The 20,879-nt window shown below is 71.2% G+C and carries 21 protein-coding genes and 1 tRNA gene; 20 read left to right on the forward strand and 2 right to left on the reverse strand.

Annotated elements, in window-relative coordinates; genetic code table 11:
- Window positions 1–26 precede the first annotated feature (26 nt).
- Window positions 27–566, forward strand: coding sequence for a hypothetical protein (locus IEY33_RS15600; RefSeq protein WP_188964212.1), 540 nt, complete (start codon window positions 27–29; stop codon window positions 564–566).
- A 97-nt stretch (window positions 567–663) separates the two neighbouring features.
- On the opposite strand, the gene IEY33_RS15605 is transcribed toward IEY33_RS15600, so the two are convergent.
- The gene (locus IEY33_RS15605; protein WP_188964213.1) at window positions 664–927 is read right to left on the reverse strand and encodes a cold-shock protein; all 264 of its coding nucleotides are present in this window, start codon (window positions 925–927) and stop codon (window positions 664–666) included.
- Between the two features lie 456 nt (window positions 928–1,383).
- Between IEY33_RS15605 and IEY33_RS15610 the strand changes: the two genes are divergently transcribed.
- The 5 genes from IEY33_RS15610 to kynA all read left to right on the forward strand — a co-directional run bounded on the left by IEY33_RS15610 (window position 1,384) and on the right by kynA (window position 5,647).
- Entirely contained in the window at window positions 1,384–2,118 is a 735-nt protein-coding gene (locus IEY33_RS15610; protein ID WP_188964214.1) for a YebC/PmpR family DNA-binding transcriptional regulator, read from the forward strand.
- Window positions 2,119–2,246: 128 nt separating this feature from the next.
- Complete coding sequence (locus IEY33_RS15615) at window positions 2,247–3,074, forward strand: PSP1 domain-containing protein (protein WP_229671068.1); 828 nt, start codon at window positions 2,247–2,249, stop codon at window positions 3,072–3,074.
- Between the two features lie 102 nt (window positions 3,075–3,176).
- A tRNA-Trp gene (locus tag IEY33_RS15620) sits at window positions 3,177–3,252 on the forward strand.
- 263 nt (window positions 3,253–3,515) lie between these two features.
- Window positions 3,516–4,796 carry a kynureninase gene (kynU, locus tag IEY33_RS15625; protein WP_188964215.1) on the forward strand — a complete coding sequence of 427 codons (1,281 nt, stop codon included), beginning with the start codon at window positions 3,516–3,518 and terminating at the stop codon, window positions 4,794–4,796.
- On the forward strand, window positions 4,793–5,647 hold the full coding sequence (kynA, locus tag IEY33_RS15630) for a tryptophan 2,3-dioxygenase (protein ID WP_188964216.1): 855 nt from the start codon (window positions 4,793–4,795) through the stop codon (window positions 5,645–5,647). Before kynU ends, kynA begins: the two co-directional genes overlap by 4 nt.
- Window positions 5,648–5,664: 17 nt before the next feature.
- On the opposite strand, the gene IEY33_RS15635 is transcribed toward kynA, so the two are convergent.
- Window positions 5,665–5,931, reverse strand: a complete 267-nt coding sequence (locus IEY33_RS15635) for a hypothetical protein (protein WP_188964217.1) — start codon at window positions 5,929–5,931, stop codon at window positions 5,665–5,667.
- A gap of 76 nt (window positions 5,932–6,007) precedes the next feature.
- On the opposite strand from IEY33_RS15635, the gene IEY33_RS15640 reads away from it, so the two are divergent.
- The 14 genes from IEY33_RS15640 (at window position 6,008) to IEY33_RS15705 (ending at window position 20,854) form a co-directional block, all read left to right on the forward strand.
- Window positions 6,008–6,670 carry an MBL fold metallo-hydrolase gene (locus IEY33_RS15640; RefSeq protein WP_188964218.1) on the forward strand — a complete coding sequence of 221 codons (663 nt, stop codon included), beginning with the start codon at window positions 6,008–6,010 and terminating at the stop codon, window positions 6,668–6,670.
- 123 nt (window positions 6,671–6,793) lie between these two features.
- Window positions 6,794–9,178, forward strand: coding sequence for an HD domain-containing phosphohydrolase (locus tag IEY33_RS15645; protein WP_229671074.1), 2,385 nt, complete (start codon window positions 6,794–6,796; stop codon window positions 9,176–9,178).
- A gap of 186 nt (window positions 9,179–9,364) precedes the next feature.
- Window positions 9,365–10,072 carry a response regulator transcription factor gene (locus IEY33_RS15650; RefSeq protein ID WP_188964220.1) on the forward strand — a complete coding sequence of 236 codons (708 nt, stop codon included), beginning with the start codon at window positions 9,365–9,367 and terminating at the stop codon, window positions 10,070–10,072.
- A gap of 14 nt (window positions 10,073–10,086) precedes the next feature.
- Complete coding sequence (locus tag IEY33_RS15655; protein WP_188964247.1) at window positions 10,087–11,067, forward strand: sensor histidine kinase; 981 nt, start codon at window positions 10,087–10,089, stop codon at window positions 11,065–11,067.
- 51 nt (window positions 11,068–11,118) lie between these two features.
- Window positions 11,119–11,757: a phosphate signaling complex protein PhoU gene (gene phoU, locus IEY33_RS15660; protein WP_188964221.1), complete on the forward strand. Its 639-nt coding sequence runs from the start codon at window positions 11,119–11,121 to the stop codon at window positions 11,755–11,757.
- Between the two features lie 15 nt (window positions 11,758–11,772).
- Complete coding sequence (locus IEY33_RS15665; protein WP_188964222.1) at window positions 11,773–12,846, forward strand: type 2 periplasmic-binding domain-containing protein; 1,074 nt, start codon at window positions 11,773–11,775, stop codon at window positions 12,844–12,846.
- Between the two features lie 151 nt (window positions 12,847–12,997).
- A complete protein-coding gene (locus tag IEY33_RS15670) occupies window positions 12,998–14,728 on the forward strand; it encodes a long-chain-fatty-acid--CoA ligase (protein WP_188964223.1) in 1,731 nt (576 codons plus the stop codon).
- Window positions 14,729–14,834: 106 nt separating this feature from the next.
- Window positions 14,835–15,212, forward strand: a complete 378-nt coding sequence (locus IEY33_RS15675) for a response regulator (RefSeq protein WP_188964224.1) — start codon at window positions 14,835–14,837, stop codon at window positions 15,210–15,212.
- 79 nt (window positions 15,213–15,291) lie between these two features.
- Complete coding sequence (locus IEY33_RS15680; protein WP_188964225.1) at window positions 15,292–17,643, forward strand: transglycosylase domain-containing protein; 2,352 nt, start codon at window positions 15,292–15,294, stop codon at window positions 17,641–17,643.
- Window positions 17,644–17,726: 83 nt separating this feature from the next.
- Window positions 17,727–18,140 (forward strand): penicillin-binding protein, encoded by a 414-nt coding sequence (locus IEY33_RS15685; protein ID WP_229671069.1) that lies wholly within the window; start codon window positions 17,727–17,729, stop codon window positions 18,138–18,140.
- A gap of 47 nt (window positions 18,141–18,187) precedes the next feature.
- The gene (locus IEY33_RS15690) at window positions 18,188–18,877 is read left to right on the forward strand and encodes a cytochrome c biogenesis CcdA family protein (RefSeq protein WP_188964226.1); all 690 of its coding nucleotides are present in this window, start codon (window positions 18,188–18,190) and stop codon (window positions 18,875–18,877) included.
- Window positions 18,862–19,545, forward strand: coding sequence for a heme ABC exporter ATP-binding protein CcmA (gene ccmA / locus IEY33_RS15695; RefSeq protein ID WP_229671070.1), 684 nt, complete (start codon window positions 18,862–18,864; stop codon window positions 19,543–19,545). The genes IEY33_RS15690 and ccmA overlap by 16 nt, the downstream gene beginning before the upstream one ends.
- Complete coding sequence (locus IEY33_RS15700) at window positions 19,542–20,231, forward strand: heme exporter protein CcmB (protein ID WP_188964227.1); 690 nt, start codon at window positions 19,542–19,544, stop codon at window positions 20,229–20,231. Before ccmA ends, IEY33_RS15700 begins: the two co-directional genes overlap by 4 nt.
- A gap of 113 nt (window positions 20,232–20,344) precedes the next feature.
- A complete protein-coding gene (locus tag IEY33_RS15705; protein ID WP_188964228.1) occupies window positions 20,345–20,854 on the forward strand; it encodes a macro domain-containing protein in 510 nt (169 codons plus the stop codon).
- Window positions 20,855–20,879 lie beyond the last annotated feature (25 nt).

Genomic DNA, 20,879 nt, shown 5'->3' on the forward strand with positions numbered 1-20,879 from the left:
TCACTCCGCGCGGCTACGCTGCCCTCATGAAGACCGAGACTCCCGCCCTCACGACGCGACTCCTGCGCGTCCCGCTGCTGCTCGCGCCGCTCGTGCTCGCCCCGCTCGCGCAGGCGGCCGGGACGGTGCGCGTGTCCGACCCGAAACTCCCGTTCAGCGTGACGCTCCCGAGCAGCTGGGTGGGCGTGAACTTCAAGGACGGCCTGAGCGGCGTGAGCCTCGCGTCGCAGGCGAAGTCGCCCGCCGCACTGATGCGCTTCACGTTCATCCCGAAGCAGGGCAAGACCCTGAACCTGAAGTCGGAATTCATGGGCTTCGAGCAGGCCGTGCGGCAGGGCGGCGCGACCCTGAAGCTCGTGAGCGAGAAGCCCGCCACGTACGGCGGCGTGGGCGGCCTGACACACACGTACGACCTGACGCAGAAAGGCAAGACGCTCCGCATGCAGATCTGGTTCGGGAACGGCAGCAAGAACTTCTACAACTTCCAGCTGACGGACCAGAGCAGCACCTTCGCGAAACGCCAGCCGCAGTTCACGGCGGCCCTCGCCAGCGTGAAGTTCAAGTAACTCAGCAGTTGGGGCGGCTCGGCACAAGGTGTGTGCCGGGCCGCCCGTAGACATGAAGAAACCCCCGCCGGAGCGGGGGTGGAGTGTTAGAGGACGATTACCAGCGGTCGTTGCGCTGGGGACGGCTGTTGCCGTAGCTGCTCTCGGGAGCGGCCTTGGTCACCACGATCTTGGCGGCCTGGGGGCCCTTGCCGTTCTGACCGGGCTGAATCTCGAACTCGACCTCGTCGCCTTCGTTCAGCTTCTTGAAGCCGCTGCCCTGGATGGCGCTGAAGTGCGCGAAGACGTCCGGGCTACCGGGGGTCTCGATGAATCCGAAGCCTTTTTCCGCGTTAAACCATTTCACTTTACCTGTTGCCATATGTCCAACTCCTCAAGCGACAGGGTGATAAATGCTGAAGGTACACCTTCGCACCTGTATCACCATGTGCATAACCGGGATTATGACGCCTCGCGCGGCACAACGCAAGCGCTCCCGGAACCAGGGGTCCGGCAGCATGAGGCGCGCCCGCGCGTGGCACGGCGTTCCGGGGTCGCGGCACGCCCCGTCGCCGGCACCCGGGCGGACGCCCCGGCGGAGGCGCGGGGACTCGGGCGGGGCGGGCGGGGTCGGGGACAGGGGCGGCAGGGCAGGGTGCCGGACGGGACGGTTTGCTAGAATTGTCCGGTTACGACCTGCCGGGCTTCCGCTTCAGGCCACCCGGCGGGCCGCCAGGAGCGCGTCCTTTCCGTGGCCGTGCCGGTGACGGAACGCACGCACAGGCAAGAACCGTATCAAGTCATGCAGGGACAGTCAACGCACACGAGGTGAACAGGAATGGCAGGTCATAGCAAGTGGGCTCAGATCAAACGCAAGAAGGGCGCGAACGACAAGCGGCGCAGCGGCATCATCTCCAAGCACATCCGGGCGCTCACGGCGGCCGTCCGCAGCGGCGGCAGCGGTGACCCGGCCGGGAACCTCTCGCTGAAGAACGCCATCGCGGCCGCGAAGTCCGACAACGTCGGCACGGAGAACATCGAGAACGCCATCAAGCGGGCCGTCAGCAACGCCGACGGCGGCGCAGACTACAAGACCGTGGTGTACGAAGGGTACGGCCCCGGCGGGACCGCGATCCTGATCGAGGCGCTGACCGACAACGTGAACCGCACGGTGGGCGACGTGCGCTCCGTGTTCACGAAGCGTGGCGGCAGCATGGGCAACAGCGGGTCGGTCGCGTGGCAGTTCGAGAGCAAGGGCATCATCCAGCTGGCCGAGAACACCGAGGCCGCGCAGGAGGCCGCCATCGAACTGGGCGCCGAGGACCTGCAGGACGGCGAGGAGGGCCTGGAGATCAGCACGGCGCCCACCGACCTGTACGCGGTGTCGGAGGGCCTCACGTCGCGCGGCTTCACGGTCGTGAACGCCAGCCTGACCATGCTGCCCAGCAACACGGTGTCGGTGGCGGGCGCGGACGCCGACAAGCTCATGACGCTCATCGAGTACCTCGAGGACCTGGACGACGTGCAGAACGTGTACTCCAACGCCGACATGCCCGAGGAAGTCGAGGCCTGACCCTCCCCCACCCGAACGCGGGCGGCCCCACCTCCAGGCGAGCGTGGGGCCGCCCGTCCGCTTGCGGGGTACGCGCGGTGTGTGGCGCACGTCTGTACGCTGCGCGGCTGCGCGTGCCATCCTGAGCCGTGCAGATTCAGCCTGTCCGTTTCGAACGCAGCCCGCAGCTGCACGCCATGATGACCGAGCAGGCGTACCCGGTCGGCGCGCGCGTGGTGGTGCAGGGCAAACGCGGCCCGGAGGTCGCCACCGTGCGCGGCGAGGCCGAAGAGATGCCCGCCACCGGCCGGTACGGCATGATCCTGCAGGAGGCGACACAGGAGGACCTGGAGCGCTGGGCGGAACTGGGCCGCGAGGCCGAGGACCTCAAGTGGCTGCTGCGGGCCCGCGCCCGCGCCCGCAACCTCCCGGTGAAGATCGTGGCGGCCGAGTACACGCTGGACGCGTCGCTGCTGACCGTGAGTTACAGCGCCGAGGAGCGCATCGAGCTGAGCGCCCTGATTCAGGATCTGCGCTCGCACACGCGGGCCCGCGTGAACTTCGCGGCGGTCGGGCCGCGCGAGCAGGCCATGATGCTCGGCGCGCTCGGCGCGTGCGGCAAGGAGAACTGCTCCAGCCACCACCTGCAGGAGTTCGCGCCCGTCAGCATCCGCATGGCGCGCGACCAGCAGCTGCCGCTCAACCCGGAGAAACTGTCCGGCCCGTGCGGGCGGCTGCTGTGCTGCCTGCAGTACGAGCACACGCAGTACATCGAGCTGCTGCAGCACATCCCGCGCAAGAACGCCAAGGTGTGCGTGGAGGGCAGCGGCGCGTGCGGGAAGGTCGTGAAGCTCCACCCGCTGCAGGGCACAGTGGACGTGTACACCGACCAGGGCCTGCTGACGGAAGTGCCCGCCGCCGACCTGCGCGCGCAGAAGGACGCGCCGCAGGAGAACCGCCCTCGCCGCAACGGCTGATCCCGTCCCGGGGCGGCCCCGTGCGGGGTGCGGCGCTTGCAGGGCCGGGAGCGCTCTGCTACACTGTTCGGGCATTTGAAGCGTGACCTCACGTTCAAGTCCGGGTTCTTAGCTCAGTTGGTAGAGCGGCGGTCTCCAAAACCGTAGGTCGTAGGTTCAAGTCCTTCAGGGCCCGCCAGATCCCCCCCGCCTCGCGCGGGGGGTTCTTCTTGGGATGTGCGGCGTGGTATCGTCCGGCCGATGCGCCCCGCGTCCACCCTCCCCTGGCCTCACCGCAGCGCCGCGAACGAGATCGCGTGCGCGCTGCACGCCTGGTGGTGCGCGCACCTGGGCCGCCCCCTGAACTCCGGACGCTGAAGGCCCCCCTTCACCGTCCTCTGCCCGGACCCCGGCAGGCCACGCGCCGCCCGGTGGTCCGGCGACCCCTGCCCCGGAGTTCACATGCCGTACCCCGACGCTGCCGCCACGCACCTCACGCCCGCCGAAGACGCCGTTCCCGCCGACCTGCTCGCCCTGGACGCCACCGACCCGCTCGCACGGACCCGCGACCTCTTCTCGCTGCCGGACAGCGTGCTGTACCTGGACGGCAACAGCCTCGGCGCGCTGCCCGCGCACGTCCCGGACCGGGTCGCGCAGGTCGTGACGCGCGAGTGGGGAGACCAGCTCATCCGTTCGTGGACCGGCGACGCCGCGTGGATGACGCTGCCGGACCGGGTCGCGGCCCGCCTCGCGCCGCTGCTGGGCGCACGTCCGGAGCAGGTGGCCGTGTCGGACAGCACCAGCGTGAACCTCTTCAAGCTGCTGTCGGCCGCGCTGCACCTGCAGGACACGGCGTCCGGCGGGACGCGGCGCGTGATCCTGACGGACGCCGACAACTTCCCCACCGACCTGTACGTCGCGCAGGGCCTGAACGCCCTCCTGCGGGACCGCTACGAGCTGCGGCGCGTCCCGGCGCTGGACCTGGCGGGCGCGTTCGGGCCGGACGTGGCGGTCCTCCTGGCGACCGAGGTGGATTACCGGACCGGTGAGCGCCTGGACCTGCCGGGCCTCACGCGGGACGCGCACGCGCACGGCGTGCTGACCGTGTGGGACCTGGCGCACTCGGCGGGCGCGTTCCCGCTGGACCTGCGCGCGGCAGACGTGGATTTCGCGCTCGGCTGCGGGTACAAGTTCCTGAACGGCGGGCCGGGCGCGCCGTCCTTCGTGTACGTCTCGGAACGGCACCTGGAGGGCGTTCCGGCGTTCCTGAGCGGCTGGATGGGGCACGCCGAGCCGTTCGAGATGGCGCGAGAGTACCGTCCGGCGGCGGGCGCGCGCCGCTTCGTGGTGGGGACGCCCGGCGTGCTGAACCTCGCGGCGCTGGACGCGGCCCTCGAAGTGTTCGGGGACGTGGACCTGCACGCGCTGCGCACCAAGTCGCTCGGCCTGACCGACACCTTCATCCGGCTGATGGCGCCTGTCGCGGCCCGGCACGGTCTGACGCTCGTCACGCCGCTGGAGCACGCGCGGCGCGGCAGTCAGGTGTCGTACCGGCACGCGCGCGCCGGGGAACTCATGACGCACCTGATCCGGGCGGGCGTGATCGGCGACTACCGCACGCCGGACATCCTGCGCTTCGGGTTCACGCCGCTGTACCTGTCGTACGCGGACACGTACCGCGCCGCGCAGCGCACCGGGGCCGTGCTGGACGCCGTGCTCGGCGCAGCGCAGGTGCAGGCGTGAACGCCGCGGGCAGCGCGCCTGCCGGGGACGCGGACGCGCCGGAACGCGCGTACACCGACTTCACGCGCGCCCTGAGTTACGGCGAGTACCTGCAGCTCGACGCCCTGCATGCCGCGCACCGGCCCGTGACGCCCGCGCACGACGAGCACCTGTTCATCGCGGTGCATCACGTGTCCGAGGTGTGGCTGAACCTGATCGTGCAGGAACTGCGGGCCGCCATGACGCTGCTGGAGGCGGGCGTGACGGACGCGCCCCTCAAGATGCTGAGCCGCGTGGTGCGCGCCCAGGAGCAGATGACGAACGCGTGGGAGGTCCTGAAGACCATGACGCCCGCCGACTACCTGCAGTTCCGGGACGCGTTCGGGCAGGCGTCCGGCTTTCAGTCCGCGCAGTACCGCATGATGGAGTTCCTGCTCGGCAACCGCAGCGCCGTCCTGCTGCGCCCGCACGAGCACCGCCCGGACCTGCACGGGCCGCTGCTGGCCGCCCTGCACGCCCCCAGCGTGTACGACCTGACGTTGCGCCTCCTGGCGGCGCGCGGCCTGCCGGTGCCCGCCGAGGTGCTGGACCGTGACCTGACCGTGCCGCACGAGGCGCACCCGGGCGTGCTGGCCGCGTGGCTCGCCGTGTACCGCGACCCGGAACGGTACTGGGACGTGTACGAACTCGCGGAGAAGCTGCTGGACGTGGAGGATAACTTCCGCCGCTGGCGGTTCAATCACCTGACGACGGTGGAGCGCACCATCGGCTTCAAGCGCGGCAGCGGCGGCACGAGCGGCGCCGGGTACCTGCAGCGCGCGCTCGGCACGGTGCTGTTCCCGGAACTGTGGGAGGTCCGCACGCACCTGTAGGGCGCCGCACACCCGGCTCAGGGGACGGGCTGGCCGGACCCTGCCGCCGGAGCGGCGCGCCCTTCGAGCGCCTGGACGCGCGCCTCGAGTTCCGTGACGCGGCGCAGCAGGGCCGCGATCACCAGGGCGTAATGGTCGTACACCTTCGGGCGTTCCATCCTCAGCTCGCCGCTCATCCAGTCCTCGAACAGCTGCCGGGAACGGGCGAGAATCTCGTCGTCCGGCACGTCGCGGTGGTTGCGGCCCTGCAGGATCTCGCGCGCGAGGTTCAGTTCGTCACTCATGCCCGCCATTGTTCCATGCGCGCCGGGGACGTGCGGCCCGCACTGCCCTGCGCGCGGGTGCTCTACACTCCGCAGCATGACGCAAGTTCCTGTGTACGCCCACGGCCCGCTGCGGGTCTCGACGCTCGTGACGGGGCCGGTGCAGGAGAACGCCGTGCTCGTGTGGGGGCCGGAAGGTCAGGGGTTCCTGATCGACCCGGGCGACGACGCCGGGCAGGTGCTGGCGTGGGTGCGGGCGCTGGAAGTGCAGGTGCAGGCGATCCTGCTGACGCACGCGCACTTCGATCACATCGGGGCGGTGCAGCCGGTCCGGGAGGCGCTGAGCGTGCCGGTGTACCTGCACGCGGACGGGCTGGACCTGTACGCGCAGGGCGCACAGAGCGCGGCGCGCTGGAATCTGCCGTTCGTGCAGCCGGACGCGCCGGAGCACGGCATCGTGCAGGGGCAGACGTTCGTGGCGGGCGGCCTGACGCTCACCGCGCGGGAACTGCCGGGGCACGCGCCGGGGCACGTGGTGTTGCTGGCGAGCACCGGCGCGGAGGGCTTCGTGGTGGCGGGCGACACCCTGTTCCAGGGGAGCGTGGGGCGCACGGACCTGCCGGGCGGGAACCACGACCTGCTCCTGGCGGGCATCCGGCAGGAACTGCTGACCCTGCCGGACGACACGGTGGTGTATCCCGGTCACGGCGGGCCGACCAGCGTGGGCCGCGAGCGCGGCAGCAACCCCTACCTGCGCTGACGCGCGCCGCAGGGGAACATTAAGACCGGCAGGGAACGGGGGAAGCGTCAGAGGGATGTGAGTCCACGGCTGGCATGGTGGACGCAGGTGCCTGGAGATGGCCCCGGAGGACCCTTGACTGTCATGACGTACCAGCCGCCCGAACTGCTCCACCCTCAGCCCGCGGCAGGGCCGAGCCCGCTGGAAGGCACCGCCCTGCTGGACGGTCCCGGCCCGGACGCCGTCCTCGTCAGCTGCACGGACGGGTACGCGCACCTGCACGGCCGCACGCCGCAGCAGCTCACCGGTCAGACCATGCCGGGCGTGCCGGACGGGCCGACGGTGACGCGCACCCTGCCGGACGGCCGCACCGTGACGCTGGACGTGACGCGGTCCGCCCTGACGCTCGGCGGCCGCGTCCTCACGCTGGAGAACGTGCGCGCCGTGAGCCTCCGGCCCGGACGGCCCGCCCCCGACAGGGACGCCCCGACCGGACTCGGGGACCGTCGGGCCTTCGAGCAGGACCTCGAGGAGGAACTCGCGCGGGCCGCTCGGCACCGCTACCCCGTCACGGTCCTCACGGCGGACCTCGACGGCCTGAAACGCGTGAACGACGAGCACGGCCACGCGCGTGGCGACGACCTGCTCGGCACCTTCGCGCGAGAGTTGCGCGGCCAGTTCCGCGCGTCCGACCGCCTGTACCGGCTGGGTGGCGACGAGTTCGCCGCCATCCTCGCGCACGCCGACACCACGAACGTCGCCCAGATCCTGATGCGCGTCACGGCCGCCATGACCCACACCCGGCACGCGACCGGCCTTCCCGGCGCCGACGTCAGCGCCGGGTACGCCACCTTCCCCGGTGACAGCGGCTCGCCGGGCGACCTGATCCGCCTCGCGAACGAGCGCATGTACGGCCAGAAACGCGCCCACCGCGGCGTCCGGCCCGGACAGGACTGCGTGACCGGACAGCTGGACCACACCGTGCAGACCGTCGCGCAGCGCACCGTCCGCATGACCTTCGCGCTGCTCGCCCAGGCGACCGACCCGAGCGCCCAGGACTGGGCGGCCCTGCTGGAAGCGGCCGTCCTGACCGTACCGGACGCCGCGGCTGGACAGTTCTGGGTGAGAGGGCCCGCCGGACCCGGACTGGACGCCTTCCAGCTGCGTGCCGTGACGGGCCTCCCCGACACGGACCTGGGCCTGACGCGCACGCCGGACGACACGCTCGCCCTGTACGGCGCGTCCGCCCACGACTGGCAGCACGGCCGCCCGAACATCCATGCACGGACAGACACGGACGGCGCGGCCTCACCGTCCACCATGGACGTGCCGGTCGTCGCGGAACGCGAGGTGCTGGCACACCTGCACCTGCAGGGCACGCCCGGCCGCACCTTCGGTCCAGCCGCGACGCACGCCGCGCTGGAGTTCGCGCAGCAGCTCGCGGCCCTCCTGGCAGGGTGCGCACGCACGCAGCGCGAAACGAGGCGCCGCCAGGAACTCGAAACGCTCGCCGCGCTGAACGTCGCGCTGGGCCGCGCCCGGACGCCCGCCGCCGTCGAAACGGTCCTCACGGAGCAGGCCGCGTCCCTGCTCGCCGCGCAGACCGCCACGTACCTGAAGTACGACCCCGTCACCGACAGCCTCGTCCCCACCGTCACGGTCGGCCGCGCCCGGACGGGGCAGTCGGCCCTGCCGCGCGGCGTGGGCGTCCCCTGGGACGCCGCCGAGCGCGCCTGCATCCTCCGCAGCGACGACACGCACCGCGACCACCCCGCACCGCAGCACGGGCGGCCCGGCGCGGCCCTCGCCACCCTGCACGCTCCCCTCGTCAGCTCCTCCGGGCAGCTGCTCGGCGTGCTCGCCGTGGGCCGCGAAGCGTCCCCCTTCAGCGACCTCGACGTGACCCTCGCGCAGGCCATGACGGGCGCCGCCGCCACCTCCCTCGAACGCAGCGTCGAGGCGGTCGCCGTCCACCAGGCCCGCACGGGCGCCCTGCACGCCGTCGGCCTCGCCCTCGAAGCGCGCGACTTCGAGAGTCCCGGCCACACCGCCCGCGTCGTCGCCCTCGCAGAACGCTTCGCCGAGAGCCTCGCGCTGGACGCCGACCAGAAAGAAGCGCTCCGCGAAGGCGCGTACCTGCACGACATCGGCAAACTCAGCCTCCCCGACGAGGTACTCCTCAAACCCGGCGCGCTCACCCCGCAGGAACGCGTCATCATGCAGACGCACGCCCGCATCGGCTACGACCTCAGCCGCAGCCTCCCCACCCTCCCCGAAGCGTCCCTGCTCATCCGGCACCACCACGAATGGTGGAACGGCAGCGGCTACCCAGACGGGCTCGCCGGACAGCACATCCCGTACCTCGCGCGCGTCTTCACGCTCGTCGACGTGTACGACGCCCTCACCAGCGACCTCCCCTACAAACGCGCCTGGACCCCCAGAGAAGCCGCGCACGGCCTGCGCAGCCTCAGCGGCACGCAGTTCGACCCCACCCTCCTCAAAGCCTTCCTCAGCCTGCTCAAACTCTGACCCGCGCGCCCACACCGCACACCGCCGGAACAGGCAGGACCCACCACCAGCCTCGGGCAGAGCGTCTCTGGGCTGACTGGCAGGCTCGGCCCAGGGCGGCCTGGGCCTCCTTCCGGGTTCGGGCGGAGCGTCTCTGGACTGATGACCTGACACTCGCCTGACCTCAACCCTCAGAATGGGAAGGGTATGAGCCATGTGGTGGTCGTTGAGGATGAAGGAACGGTACGTGACGTGCTCCGCTTTCACCTGGAACGCGCCGGGCTGAAGGTCAGTGCGTTCGAGACGGCGGCGCCCGCCTGGGACGCGTTCGGGACGGCGGACGTGGTGGTGCTGGACTGGATGCTGCCCGGCGAGAGCGGCATCAGCGTGCTGCGCCGACTGCGGCAGCATCCGGAACTCAAGCGCCTGCCGGTCCTGATGCTCACGGCCCGCGCGGCCGAAGCGGAGCGCGTGGAGGGCCTGGAGACCGGAGCAGACGATTACCTGACCAAACCGTTCTCGGCGGCGGAACTCGTGGCGCGCGTCCGTGCCCTGCTGCGCCGCACGCAGACCGAGGTGCCGCAGACGCTGCAGAACGGGCCGCTCAGCATCGACGTGGGGGCCGCCGAAGCGAAACTCGGCGGGGCGCGCCTGAACCTCACGCGGCGCGAGTTCGACCTGCTGGCGTTCCTGACGCAGAACACCGGGCGCGTGTACGCCCGCACCGAACTGCTCGACCGGGTGTGGGGCGCGGATTTCCTGGGCGGCGAACGCACCGTGGACCAGCACATCACGCAGCTGCGCTCCCACCTGCACGACGACCCCGCCCAGCCGGGCTTCCTGGAGACGGTGCGCGGCAAGGGGTACCGCATGCGGCCGTGGCAGGAGAGCGGGACGCTGGGGAGCACCGGGTGAGTGCCGCTTCGGCCATGTCGCCGCACGGCGCGGCGCAACCGGACCGCTGGATCGACGCGCTGCCGCAGGCGGTGGTGCTGTACTGCAGCGCGCCGGGCGGCGGTCAGCGGACCGTGCAGCGCCTGAACGCGGCCGCCGCGCGCCTGTGGGGCGTCACGGACGACCGGGCGCGCGGGCGTCCGCTGCTGGAGGTGCTGCGCCGTCACACGCTGGAGACGCTGTGCGAGCGGGGCGGGGAGCTGGAGCTGGACGTGGCGGGGCGCGCGCTGCACTGTCAGGCGCTGCTGACGGTGGCCGGGCAGGGCCTGAACGCGCTGATCGTGGAAGACGTGACGGACCACCGCCGCCGCGAGGCGGAACTGCGGGAGGCGGCCGCGATCCTGTCGCACGAGTTCCGGACGCCCGTCGCGGGCTTGCGGGGCGTGCTGGAGGCGCTGGAGTACCAGATGCCGCCCGAGATGCAGCAGAGCTTCGTGCGGCAGGGCCTGCAGGAGGTGGAGCGGCTCGCGCGGCTGGTGGAGGACCTCGCGGTGGGGTTCCGGCCCACGCGGGCGCGGACCTTCCCGATCAGCGAGGCGTTCGCGCGGGCCGAGCGGCTGCTCGCGCAGGACGCGGCCCTGACCGGCACGCCCCTGAGTTTCGGGGAGGATCACCTCGTGCGGGCCGACCCGGACAAGCTGCTGCAGGTACTGCTGAACCTGATCGAGAACGCCATGAAGTACGGGCCGCGCGGCGGCGAGGTGCGCGTCGAGACGCGCAACCAGGGCGGGTTCGTGGAGGTGGCCGTGCTGGACGGCGGCGCGAGCGTGCCCGACACCGAGAACATCTTCAAGGCGCACACGCGGGGCGCGGCCGCGACCGGCAACGGGAGCGGCATGGGGCTGTACATCGTGCGGAGCGTCGTGCAGGGCTGGGGCGGTCAGGCGTGGGCGGAACGGCGCGGCGACCAGAACGCCTTCTGCTTCACCCTGCCGTCCGTGGCCGGCCTGATCTGACGCGTCCCTCCTGACCTGCCCTTCCCCTTCATCCTTTACTCTGGAGTCCGTATGCGTGAAGCCCTGGAACAAGACCTGAACAAGGTGCTGAATGGCGCCATGGAAATGCTCGGCACCGTCGAGCGGATGCTGCCCGTCGCGGCGGCCGTCCTGAACGACCGTGACGGAGCGAGACTGGAGGAGGTCCAGGCGCTCGACCGTGAAGTGGACGCGCACGAGGCGCGCATCGAGGCGGAGTGCCTGCGGCTCATCGCGCTGCACCAGCCGGTCGCGCGGGACCTGCGCCTGATCGCGCTGGTCCTCAAGAGCCTGACGGACATCGAACGGATGGGCGATTACGTCGTGCACGTCGCGGAGGACGGCGAGGAACTGAGCCGCGCTCCGGCCCTGAAGCGTTACGTGAACCTCACGCGGATGCTGGAGCGCCTGCAGGAGATGGCGGTCGCGCTGCGCGGGGCGATCGCGGCGCGCAGCGTCCCGGCGGCGCGCGAGGCGCTCACCATGGACGACGAGGTGGACGACCTGTACGAGCAGGTGCAGCGTGAACTGGTGACGTACATGCTGGAGGACCCGCGCAACATCAGCAAGTCCCTGATCCTGATGCGGGTGGGGCGGTCCCTGGAACGGGTGGGCGACCACATGGAGAACGTCGCGGAACGCGTGCAGTACTGGGTGACCGGCGAACGTTGACGCGTGGTGCATGACGTGCGCGCAGCTGAGCGGCACGCGGTGAGGGCCAGTCGGGGGAGCGGCAGTCGCCCCGGGCTGGCCCTCCTGCTGCGTGCCGGGCCACTGATAGCGGCGGTGGTCGGGTGGGGGCTGGCGGTGCAGGCGGGACCGCCGGAGGGGCAGCCCGCGCCGGACCCGCCGGGCGTGAGCGTGTCGCTGCCGCTGCGGGTGGTGGGCAGCACGCCCCTGTGGGTGGGCGGCGCGGTGGGTGAGGCGTTGCCCACCGAGGACGCCTTCGCGGAACTGTACGCGGGCCGGGCGGACCTGGTGCTGGGGACGCTGCCGCCGCCCGTGGCGCCCAGGGGTGTCGCACCTGCCGTGAGCGTGCCGGTGGGCGTGTATGCGGTGAGCGTGGCGTACAGCCTGCCGGGCGTGCAGTTGCGGCTGGACGTACCGACGCTGTGCGCGCTGCTGTCGGGCCGGGTGAGCCGGTGGGACGCGCCGGCGGTCGCGGCGCTCAATCCGGGCGTGCGGCTGCCGGCGTTGCCGGTGCTGGTGAGTGCCCGCACGGCCCGGAACGGGGTGTCGCTGGCGGTGGCGGGCGCGTGCGTGAAGGCGGGCGTGTGGCCGTCCTCGCAGCTGAAGTCCAGCTGGGCGGCGGGCGCGGCGTTCGGGCGGGCGACACTGGGCGCGCAGCGCACGGACCTGAACCTGCCGGGCGCGCTGGCGGTGTTTGCGCTGCAGGCGACGCCGCGCGGGGTGCAGGTGGCACAGTTGCGCGCGCCGGGCGGGGCGTTCGTGTCGCCGGTCAGTGAGCTGGGGGTGACGGTGCCGGGCGCGCCGGGGGTGGCGGTGCTGCCCGGGGAGGCGTTCGGGGTGCTGCGCGCGGCGGACCGGGTGGGCGCGTACCCGCTGCGGGGGCTGGTGTGGGCGTCGTTCCTGCCGGAGCAGGCGTACCGGGACCGGACGCTGGAGCGGGCGCGGGCGCTGCTGAGGCTGCTGGGGACGCTGCGGTCGGGGGGCGGGCGCGGCGTGGCGGGCCTGCCGGTGAACGCGTGGGGTCCGGTCGTCATGACGTTCCTGGGCGCGCGGGTGACGGACGCGGAGTGACGGGTGGGTCGGGGGTGGGGGCGTCCGGCCGGGGGGATTCACCACAGTCGAGCGAACGCTTGTTATACTGGCCTCAAAGTTAGACCAGGTACAACAACCCAGAGTCTTCACCGCCCTCCGGCCGCACGCTGGCGGGCCGCAAGGGAGCAGCATGGACACCCACACCCCGCACACCGGTCCGCAGGAAACCGCCCGCCCCTGGCTGAGCCACTACCAGAACGGCGTGCCCGCCGACCCCACCCTGGACATCGGCAACCTGCCCGCCATGCTGGAACGCACCGCCCTGCGCTTCCCGGACCGCACCGCGCTGCACTTCATGGGCCAGAAATGCACGTACCGGCAGCTGTGGCAGGACGTGCGGCGCTTCGCGGCGGCCCTGCAGCAGCAGGGCGTGCAGCCGGGCGACCGCGTCAGCATCATGCTGCCCAACTGCCCGCAGTTCGTGGTCGCGTTCTACGGCGCGAGCCTCGCCGGGGCCGTCGTCGTGAACACCAGCCCGCTGTACGTCGCGCCGGAACTCACGCATCAGCTGCTCGACAGCGGCAGCGAGACGCTCGTCATCCTCGACAGCTTCTACCCGCGCTTCGAGGCGGACCGCGTGCCGGGCGTCAAGCGCGTCATCGTGACCGGCGTGCAGGACGCCCTCCCCTTCCCCAAGAACCTCCTGTACCCGCTGCGCGAACGCATGCAGGGCCACGCCGCCACGCCGCCCAGCGGTGAGCGCGTGCACCAGATGCAGGCCCTCATCCACGCGCAGCCGACAGGCGTGCAGCCGCGCACCGTGCCGCTCGCGCCGGACACGCTGGCGCTGCTGCAGTACACGGGCGGCACGACCGGCACTCCCAAGGGCGCCATGCTCACGCACGGCAACCTGATCGCCAACACCGTCCAGGCGAGCGCGTGGATGCCGGACCTGCAGATGGGGCAGGAGGTGCTGCTCGCCGCGATTCCCTTCTTCCACGTGTACGGCATGACGACCGCCATGAACATGGGCGTGCTGATCGGCGCGACCGTGGTGCTCGTCCCGAACCCGCGCGACATCAAGATGCTGCTGACGCTCGTGCAGAGCATGAAGCCCACCCTGTTCCCCGGCGTGCCCACCATGTACGGCGCGATCAACGCGCACCCCGACACGCCCAGGTACGACCTGACCAGCATCCGCGCCTGCATCTCCGGCAGTGCGCCCCTGCCGCACGAGACGGCCCGCCGCTTCCGGGAGATCACGCGCGGCGCGAACCTCGTGGAAGGCTACGGCCTGACCGAGGCGAGCCCCGTCACGCACTGCAACCCTGTCACGGGCGAACAGCAGCTCGGCAGCATCGGCCTGCCCGTGCCGGGCGTGTACGCGTACGTGGCCGCCCCGGACGGCACGCCCCTCCCGAACGGCGAGGCGGGCGAACTGTACGTGTCCGGCCCGAACGTCATGGCCGGGTACTGGCAGCGCGACGAGGAGAGCCGCGCCACCCTCCCCGTCCGCGCGGGACGCACGTGGCTCAGGACGGGCGACGTGGCCGTCATGAGTGACGACGGGTTCTTCCGGATCGTGGACCGGCAGAAGGACGTGATCATCGCGGGCGGCTTCAACATCTACCCGCGCGAGGTGGAGGAAGTGCTGTACGCGCACCCGGCCGTGCAGGAGGCCGCCGCGATCGGCGTGCCGCACCCGCACCGCGGCGAGACCGTCAAGGTCTTCGTGGTGTTCCGGCCCGGCATGCAGGCCAGCCAGAACGAACTGGAAAGCTGGTGCCGCGAGCGCCTCAGCCCCTACAAGGTCCCGAAACTGTACGAGGTGCGCAGCGAACTGCCGAAATCGGCGGTCGGGAAGGTCCTGCGCCGCGCGCTGGCCGACCAGGAACGCGCCGCCCCGAAAGCCGCAGGCTGACCGGACCGCACGCCCCGCGCCGCGCCGTGCATGGGCATCCACACGCAGACCACCGCCTGAGGGGCCATACCCTTCTCAGGCGGTGCGTGCATTATCATGGGTCCCTATGGCCTATACCATTCTGGTTGCCGACGACGAACCAGCGATCCGGACCATGCTGGAGGTCATCCTTTCGGCAGACGGTCATGACATCGTCGCAGTCGCTGACGGCAAATCTGCACTCGATTACCTGCGTGACCACACGCCCGACGCCATGCTGCTGGACGTCAAGATGCCGTTCATGGACGGCTTCGAGATCTGCTCGCGCGTGAAGCGCATCAAGCGCCTGCGCAACGCGCCCGTGCTGCTCCTGACCGGCTTCGACGACGATCAGACGCGCGACCATGCCAAGCTGGTCGGCGCGGACGACATCGTGTACAAGCCGCTGTCCGGCAAGAACCTGCGCGGACGCGTCAATCAGCTCATCGAAGCCCGCCGGAGTTGAGGCGGGCCGTTCCAGGCACCGTGACCCTCACCGTGACCATACCCTCCCCCACTCCCCTGACCACTCCCGGGGCCACCCGATGACGGCGCGCGTCCTGACGGGGCGGTTCTTCAAGCTGCTGTTCTCGCTGCTGCTCGCCGTGGTGTTCGCCGCGCTCGGCGTGGCCGTCACGTTCGGGCTGCGCTGGTCGAAGAACCTGCCCGACTACCGTGCCCTGGACTCCCTGACGCTGGGCGCCGTCACGCAGGTGTACGCCCGCGACGGCTCGCCGCTCGGCACCATGATCCCCAAGATCGGGGACACCAACGTCAGCCGCACCCTGGTGTCGCTCGACGAGATCAGCCCGTACATGACGGCCGCCCTCATCAGCAACGAGGACCGGCACTTCTTCGAGCATTACGGCCTCGACCCGAACGGCATCCTGCGGCAGTTCCGGCGCCTGTCGCAGAACGAGAACGTGCAGGGCGGCAGCACCCTCACGAACCAGCTCGTCAAGAACACCCTGCTCGCCGACTACCAGAACGCCCGCACCGCCGAACGCAAGGTCAAGGAGTGGCTGCTGTCGGTGCAGGTGGAACGCAGCTTCACCAAGGAAGAGATCCTTCAGGACTACCTGAACATCATCTACTGGGGGGACGGCGGGCCGGTCGAACTGTACGGCATCTACTCGGCGGCGCAGGCGTACTTCGGAAAGACGCCCCGGCAGCTGGACCTCGCGCAGAGCGTGTACCTCACCACCCTGATCCCCGGCCCGGGCCTGTACTACCCGAACTACACGCGGCAGCGGCCCCTGATGAAGGCGCTGCTGGACCGCATGGTGGAGGACCACTGGGTGACGCGCGCCCAGGCGGACGCCGCGTGGCGCGAGGACCTGCAGCCGCGCGGCTGGAAGATCCGCTACGACGCGAGCGGCAACGTCGTGCAGGCGCAGCTCGTGAACCGCAAGCTCACGTACCTGAAGGCCGTCAGCACCGCGCGCGCGCCGCACTTCATGCAGCAGGTGCAGCAGGAACTCGTGAACCGTTTCGGGCGCGAGAAGGTGTACGGGTCCGGCGGGCTGCGCGTGTATACCACCCTCGACCCCAAGGCGCAGGACGCCGTGGAGGCCGCGTCCCGCAACGCCCGCGTGCCGTCCGGCACGACGCTCGCCGCCGTCGTCTCGGACCCCTACACGGGCGAGGTGCTCGGCATGATCGGGCAGAAACTGAACGGCAACGCGCCGCCCGCCGACTGGAACAACGCCGCGCAGGGCCAGCGGCAGATCGGGTCGAGCATCAAGCCGCTGCTGTACACCACGGCGCTCAGCACCGGCATCGGGCAGCTCGACCGGTACCTCGACACGCCCATCAGTTACCCCTGCCCGAGCTGTGCGGGCGGAAAGTACGAACCGAAGGACTTCGAGGGCGAGATGACGAACCGCGACATGACGCTCCGCGAGGCGCTCGACCGTTCCCTGAACCTGCCCACCGTGCGCCTCGCGGACAAGATCGGCCTGCCGACCTTCTTCGGGAAGCTGCAGGAACTGAACATCCCGCCGAACGACGGGACGGGCCTCGCCGCGGCGCTCGGTGCGGTCGAGACGACGCCCGTGAAGATGGCGGCCGCGTACGCGCCCTTCGTGAACGGCGGCATGTACCGCGCGCCGCGCTACATCACGCGCGTCACCACGGCCCGCGGCGAACTGCTGTACGACAGCGCCAGCGAGGTCGGGCAGGCGCACCGCGTGTGGACGCCGCAGGTGGCGTACCTGGGGCTCGACATGATCAAGGGCGTCGTGGACGACCTCGGCACGCGCGAGGGCGGCTTCTCCGAACCGGCACGCATCGAGGGCTGGCCCGTGGGCGGCAAGACCGGCACGAGCACCGGCCCGAAGGACCTGTGGTTCGTGGGCGTGAACCCGTACTACGTGGGCGCCGTGTGGATCGGCAAGCAGCAGGGCGGCAACATGGCGTACAACATCTACTCGGGCGTGTGGGCGCCGCCCATCTGGCACAACATGATGGCGCCCCTGCTGAAGAACAAGACGGTGCGGGACTTCGCGCAGCCGCAGGGCATCACCTTCGCCGAGCATCCCGACACCGGCCCCTACGCGAAGGTCAAGGTGGCGCTCCTCGACCCGGCCTTCCGGAACGCCGCGAACACCGAGACGCAGACGCTGCCGACCGCGCCCACCTACAGTGAGGCGAGCCTGCCGCCCACGGCGGGCGGCGTGGTCGTGAGCCTCGACCGCCTGACCCTGAAGCTCGCGAACGAGTTCACGCCGCCCGACCGGATCGTGCAGCGCCGCGTGAGCGTGGAGGAACTGCCCGCCTTCGCGCCGGACAGCGCCCCGACGCCCCTCACGGAACAGAAGGCCGACCCGGCCCTCGTGAAGAGCCTGAACGCTGCCGCCGGCACCACCGACGGCATCCCCAACGCCCCCAGGAACTGACCCGAACCCGGTCTCCCGCCGCCGCCCCGCCCGGGCGGCGGCGTCCTGATGTGCCGCTCACTTCCCTCCCCTACCCTGAAGGCATGAGCCGCCCGCGCCTGCCCATCCGGCCCGCCCCGCTGACCCTGCTGCTCCTCACGCTCGGCATGTCCGGCCTGACGAGCGCCCGCGTGCGGCTGGGAGACGCGCTCCCGCCGCACCCCTGGCAGGACAGCGGACGGGAACTGGTGGTGCTGTACTCGCACGACTGCGGCGACATCGGCCCGCTCTGGACGGCGCTCACGCAGGCGGGCCTCCCCATCCGCGCCGTGAACCCCGAAGACGTGCCCGCACCCGCGCCCGGCGGCCTGTCCCCGTGGCGCGGGGAGGACGCCACCCGCTTCTCGCGCGCACTGAAGGTCAGTGCGTACCCGGCGGTGCTGCTGGTGCAGGACGGCCGCGTCCTGAACGCCTGGGAGGGCGACTTCGTGGCCGGTGACGTGCCCGCCCTGAAGTGATGGGCGGCGGGGCATCCCTCCCCCGGAGGCCCTGCTAGGATGCCCGCATGACCGCCGTTCCGGACCTGACGCTGCCCGGCCTGAGCCTGGCCTTCCTGGCGGGCCTGATCTCGTTCCTGAGTCCCTGCGTGCTGCCGCTGGTCCCCAGTTACCTGGGCGTGATCGGCGGGGCGCGCGCGCCGCTGTGGCGCGCGGCGGGCTTCATTCTGGGCTTCGGGGTGGTGTTCATCGCGCTGGGCGCGACGGCCAGCGCGCTCGGGTCGCTGCTCGCGCCGCACAAGATCCTGCTGGGGCGCGTGGCGGGCGTCCTGATCGTGTTCTTCGGCCTGCTGATGCTGGGCGTGTTCCGCCTGCCCCTCATGATGCGCGACACGCGCGGCATGGCGGGCGCCGACCGGTACGGCCCGGTCGCGCTGGGCGCGGCGTTCGCGTTCGGGTGGTCGCCGTGCCTGGGGCCGGTGCTGGGCAGCATCCTGGGCCTCGCGGCGAGCAGTGCCAGCCTGGGGAGCGGCGTGGGTCTGCTCGCCGTGTACACGCTGGGGCTGGCCGTGCCGTTCCTGCTGGCGGCCGTGCTGTGGGAACGGCTGGGCCTGCGTCGCCTGAACCGCTTCACGCCCGTCTTCGAGCGGGTGGGCGGCGCGGTGCTGGTGCTGGTGGGGCTGCTCATGGCGAGCGGCGAGTTCACGCGGCTCGCCGGGTACGCGTACGCGCTGCTCCCGTCGTGGTTGCAGCTCTGAACGCCCCCGCGCCCACCGAGCAGCGTGACGGCACGCCCGCCGTGCAGCTGCGGCAGGTGTGGCTGCGGCTGGGACGCGACGCGGTCCTGCGGGACCTGAATCTCGACGTGACGGCGGGCGAGGCCGTCACGCTGCTCGGCCGGAACGGGGCAGGCAAGAGCACGCTGCTGCGCCTGATCGCTTCGGCCGTGTCGCCCACGCGCGGCGAGGGCCGCATCTTCGGGTACGACCTGCGCGACCGGCAGAGCGTGCGCGACCACGTGCACCTGCTCGGGCACGACCTGGGCCTGTACCCGGACCTGACGCCCCGCGAGAACCTGCACTTCGCCCTGCGCATGCACACCCAGACGGGCGACGTGGACGCGGCCCTCGCGCGGGTGGACCTGACGCGCGCCGCGGACCGCCGCGTGCGCTTCCTGTCGGCAGGCATGAAGAAACGCCTCGCCCTGACGCGCCTCACGCTGCTGTCCCGCCCGCTGGCGCTCGTGGACGAACCCTTCGCGAACCTCGACGCGCAGGGCCGCGAACTCGCCATCGAACTGCTCACCGAGGCGAGAGCGGCAGGCAGCACCTTGATCGTCGCGGCCCACGAGCCGGAACTCAGCCTGCGCGTCGCGGCCCGCGCCCTGACCCTCGACGGCGGACGCATCGTGGAGGCGGACGCATGAGAAACGCCGTGACGCTCGCCCTGAAGGACGCGCAACTCGCGGGACGCACGCGGGACACGCTGCTCAGCACCGCGTTCTTCGCGGGCCTGCTGCTGCTCGTGCTCGGCATCGGGCTGGGGTCCGGCATCGGCACGGAAGCCGCGCAGCTTCGGCCCGCAGCGGCCGGAGCCGTCTGGAGCGCCCTGGCCCTCGCGGCCGCCGTGGCCGCCGGACGCGCCTTCGCGGCCGAGCAGGAAGCGGGCGCGCTGGAAGCGCTGACACTGTACCCCGGCCCGCACGGCGGCCTGTACCTCGGGAAGCTGCTCGGCACCCTCCTGCAGATGCTGCTGCTGTCCGTGGTCGTCGTGCCGCTCGGCCTGCTGTTCTTCGGCGCGCTCGGCGCGGGCGTCGCCGTCCCCTGGCCCGCCCTGACGCTCACGGTGCTGCTCGGCGTGCTGGGCCTGTGCGCGTCCAGCACCTTCTACGCCGCCATCACCGTCAACCTGCGCGCCCGCGAAGCCCTCCTGCCCGCCCTGGCCTTCCCCGTCCTGATCCCCGTGGTCCTCGCGAGCGTGCAGGCCACGCGCCTGCTGCTGCTGGGCGGCTGGAGCGCCGAGGTCGGCACGTGGCTCACGTTCCTGACGGCCTTCGATCTGTCCGTCATCGTGATCTCCACCCTGCTCTTCCCGTACGTGCTGGAGAACTGAACCGGACGCCGTCCCGGCCCTGCGGGGTGACCCTGCGCGCCCGCCCCTGACCGGACCGAACCCATCTACACCCCGGACGTCTACCCGGACCCGTGTGATCTACACTCGGGATCATGTCTCTTCGGTACCTCGAAGCCGATGCCACCCTGCCGCAAGGACCGGGGCCGAAACTGCTGGTCCACGTCTGCAACGACATCGGGGCCTGGGGCCGGGGCTTCGTGCTAGGCCTGAGCCAGCGCCACACAGAGCCAGAACGCCGCTACAAGGCCTGGGCGGCCGGGCGGGAGGACCTGCCGTTCGAACTGGGACAGGTGCAATTCGTGACGGTCACGCCGGACCTGATGGTCGCCAACCTGATCGGTCAGCACGACATCGCCCGCAAGGGTCAGGCGCAGGACCGGCCACCGGTACGATATGAGGCCATCCGGGAGGGATTGGGGCGCGTTAAGACCGAGGCCCAGCGCCAGGGGGCGAGCATCCACATGCCGCGCATCGGTGCGGGGCTGGCAGGCGGTGACTGGCAGGTCATCGAGCAGATCGTCGAAGAGGAACTGGTCGCCCACGGCCTGAGTGTCACCGTCTATGACTTCCCACAGTCCAGGGACCAACGAGTACGGTTTTGATCCGATTCCAGGGATGCCGGGAACA

Source organism: Deinococcus aquiradiocola (assembly GCF_014646915.1).
In the GTDB taxonomy this organism is placed as follows: Bacteria; Deinococcota; Deinococci; order Deinococcales; family Deinococcaceae; genus Deinococcus; species Deinococcus aquiradiocola.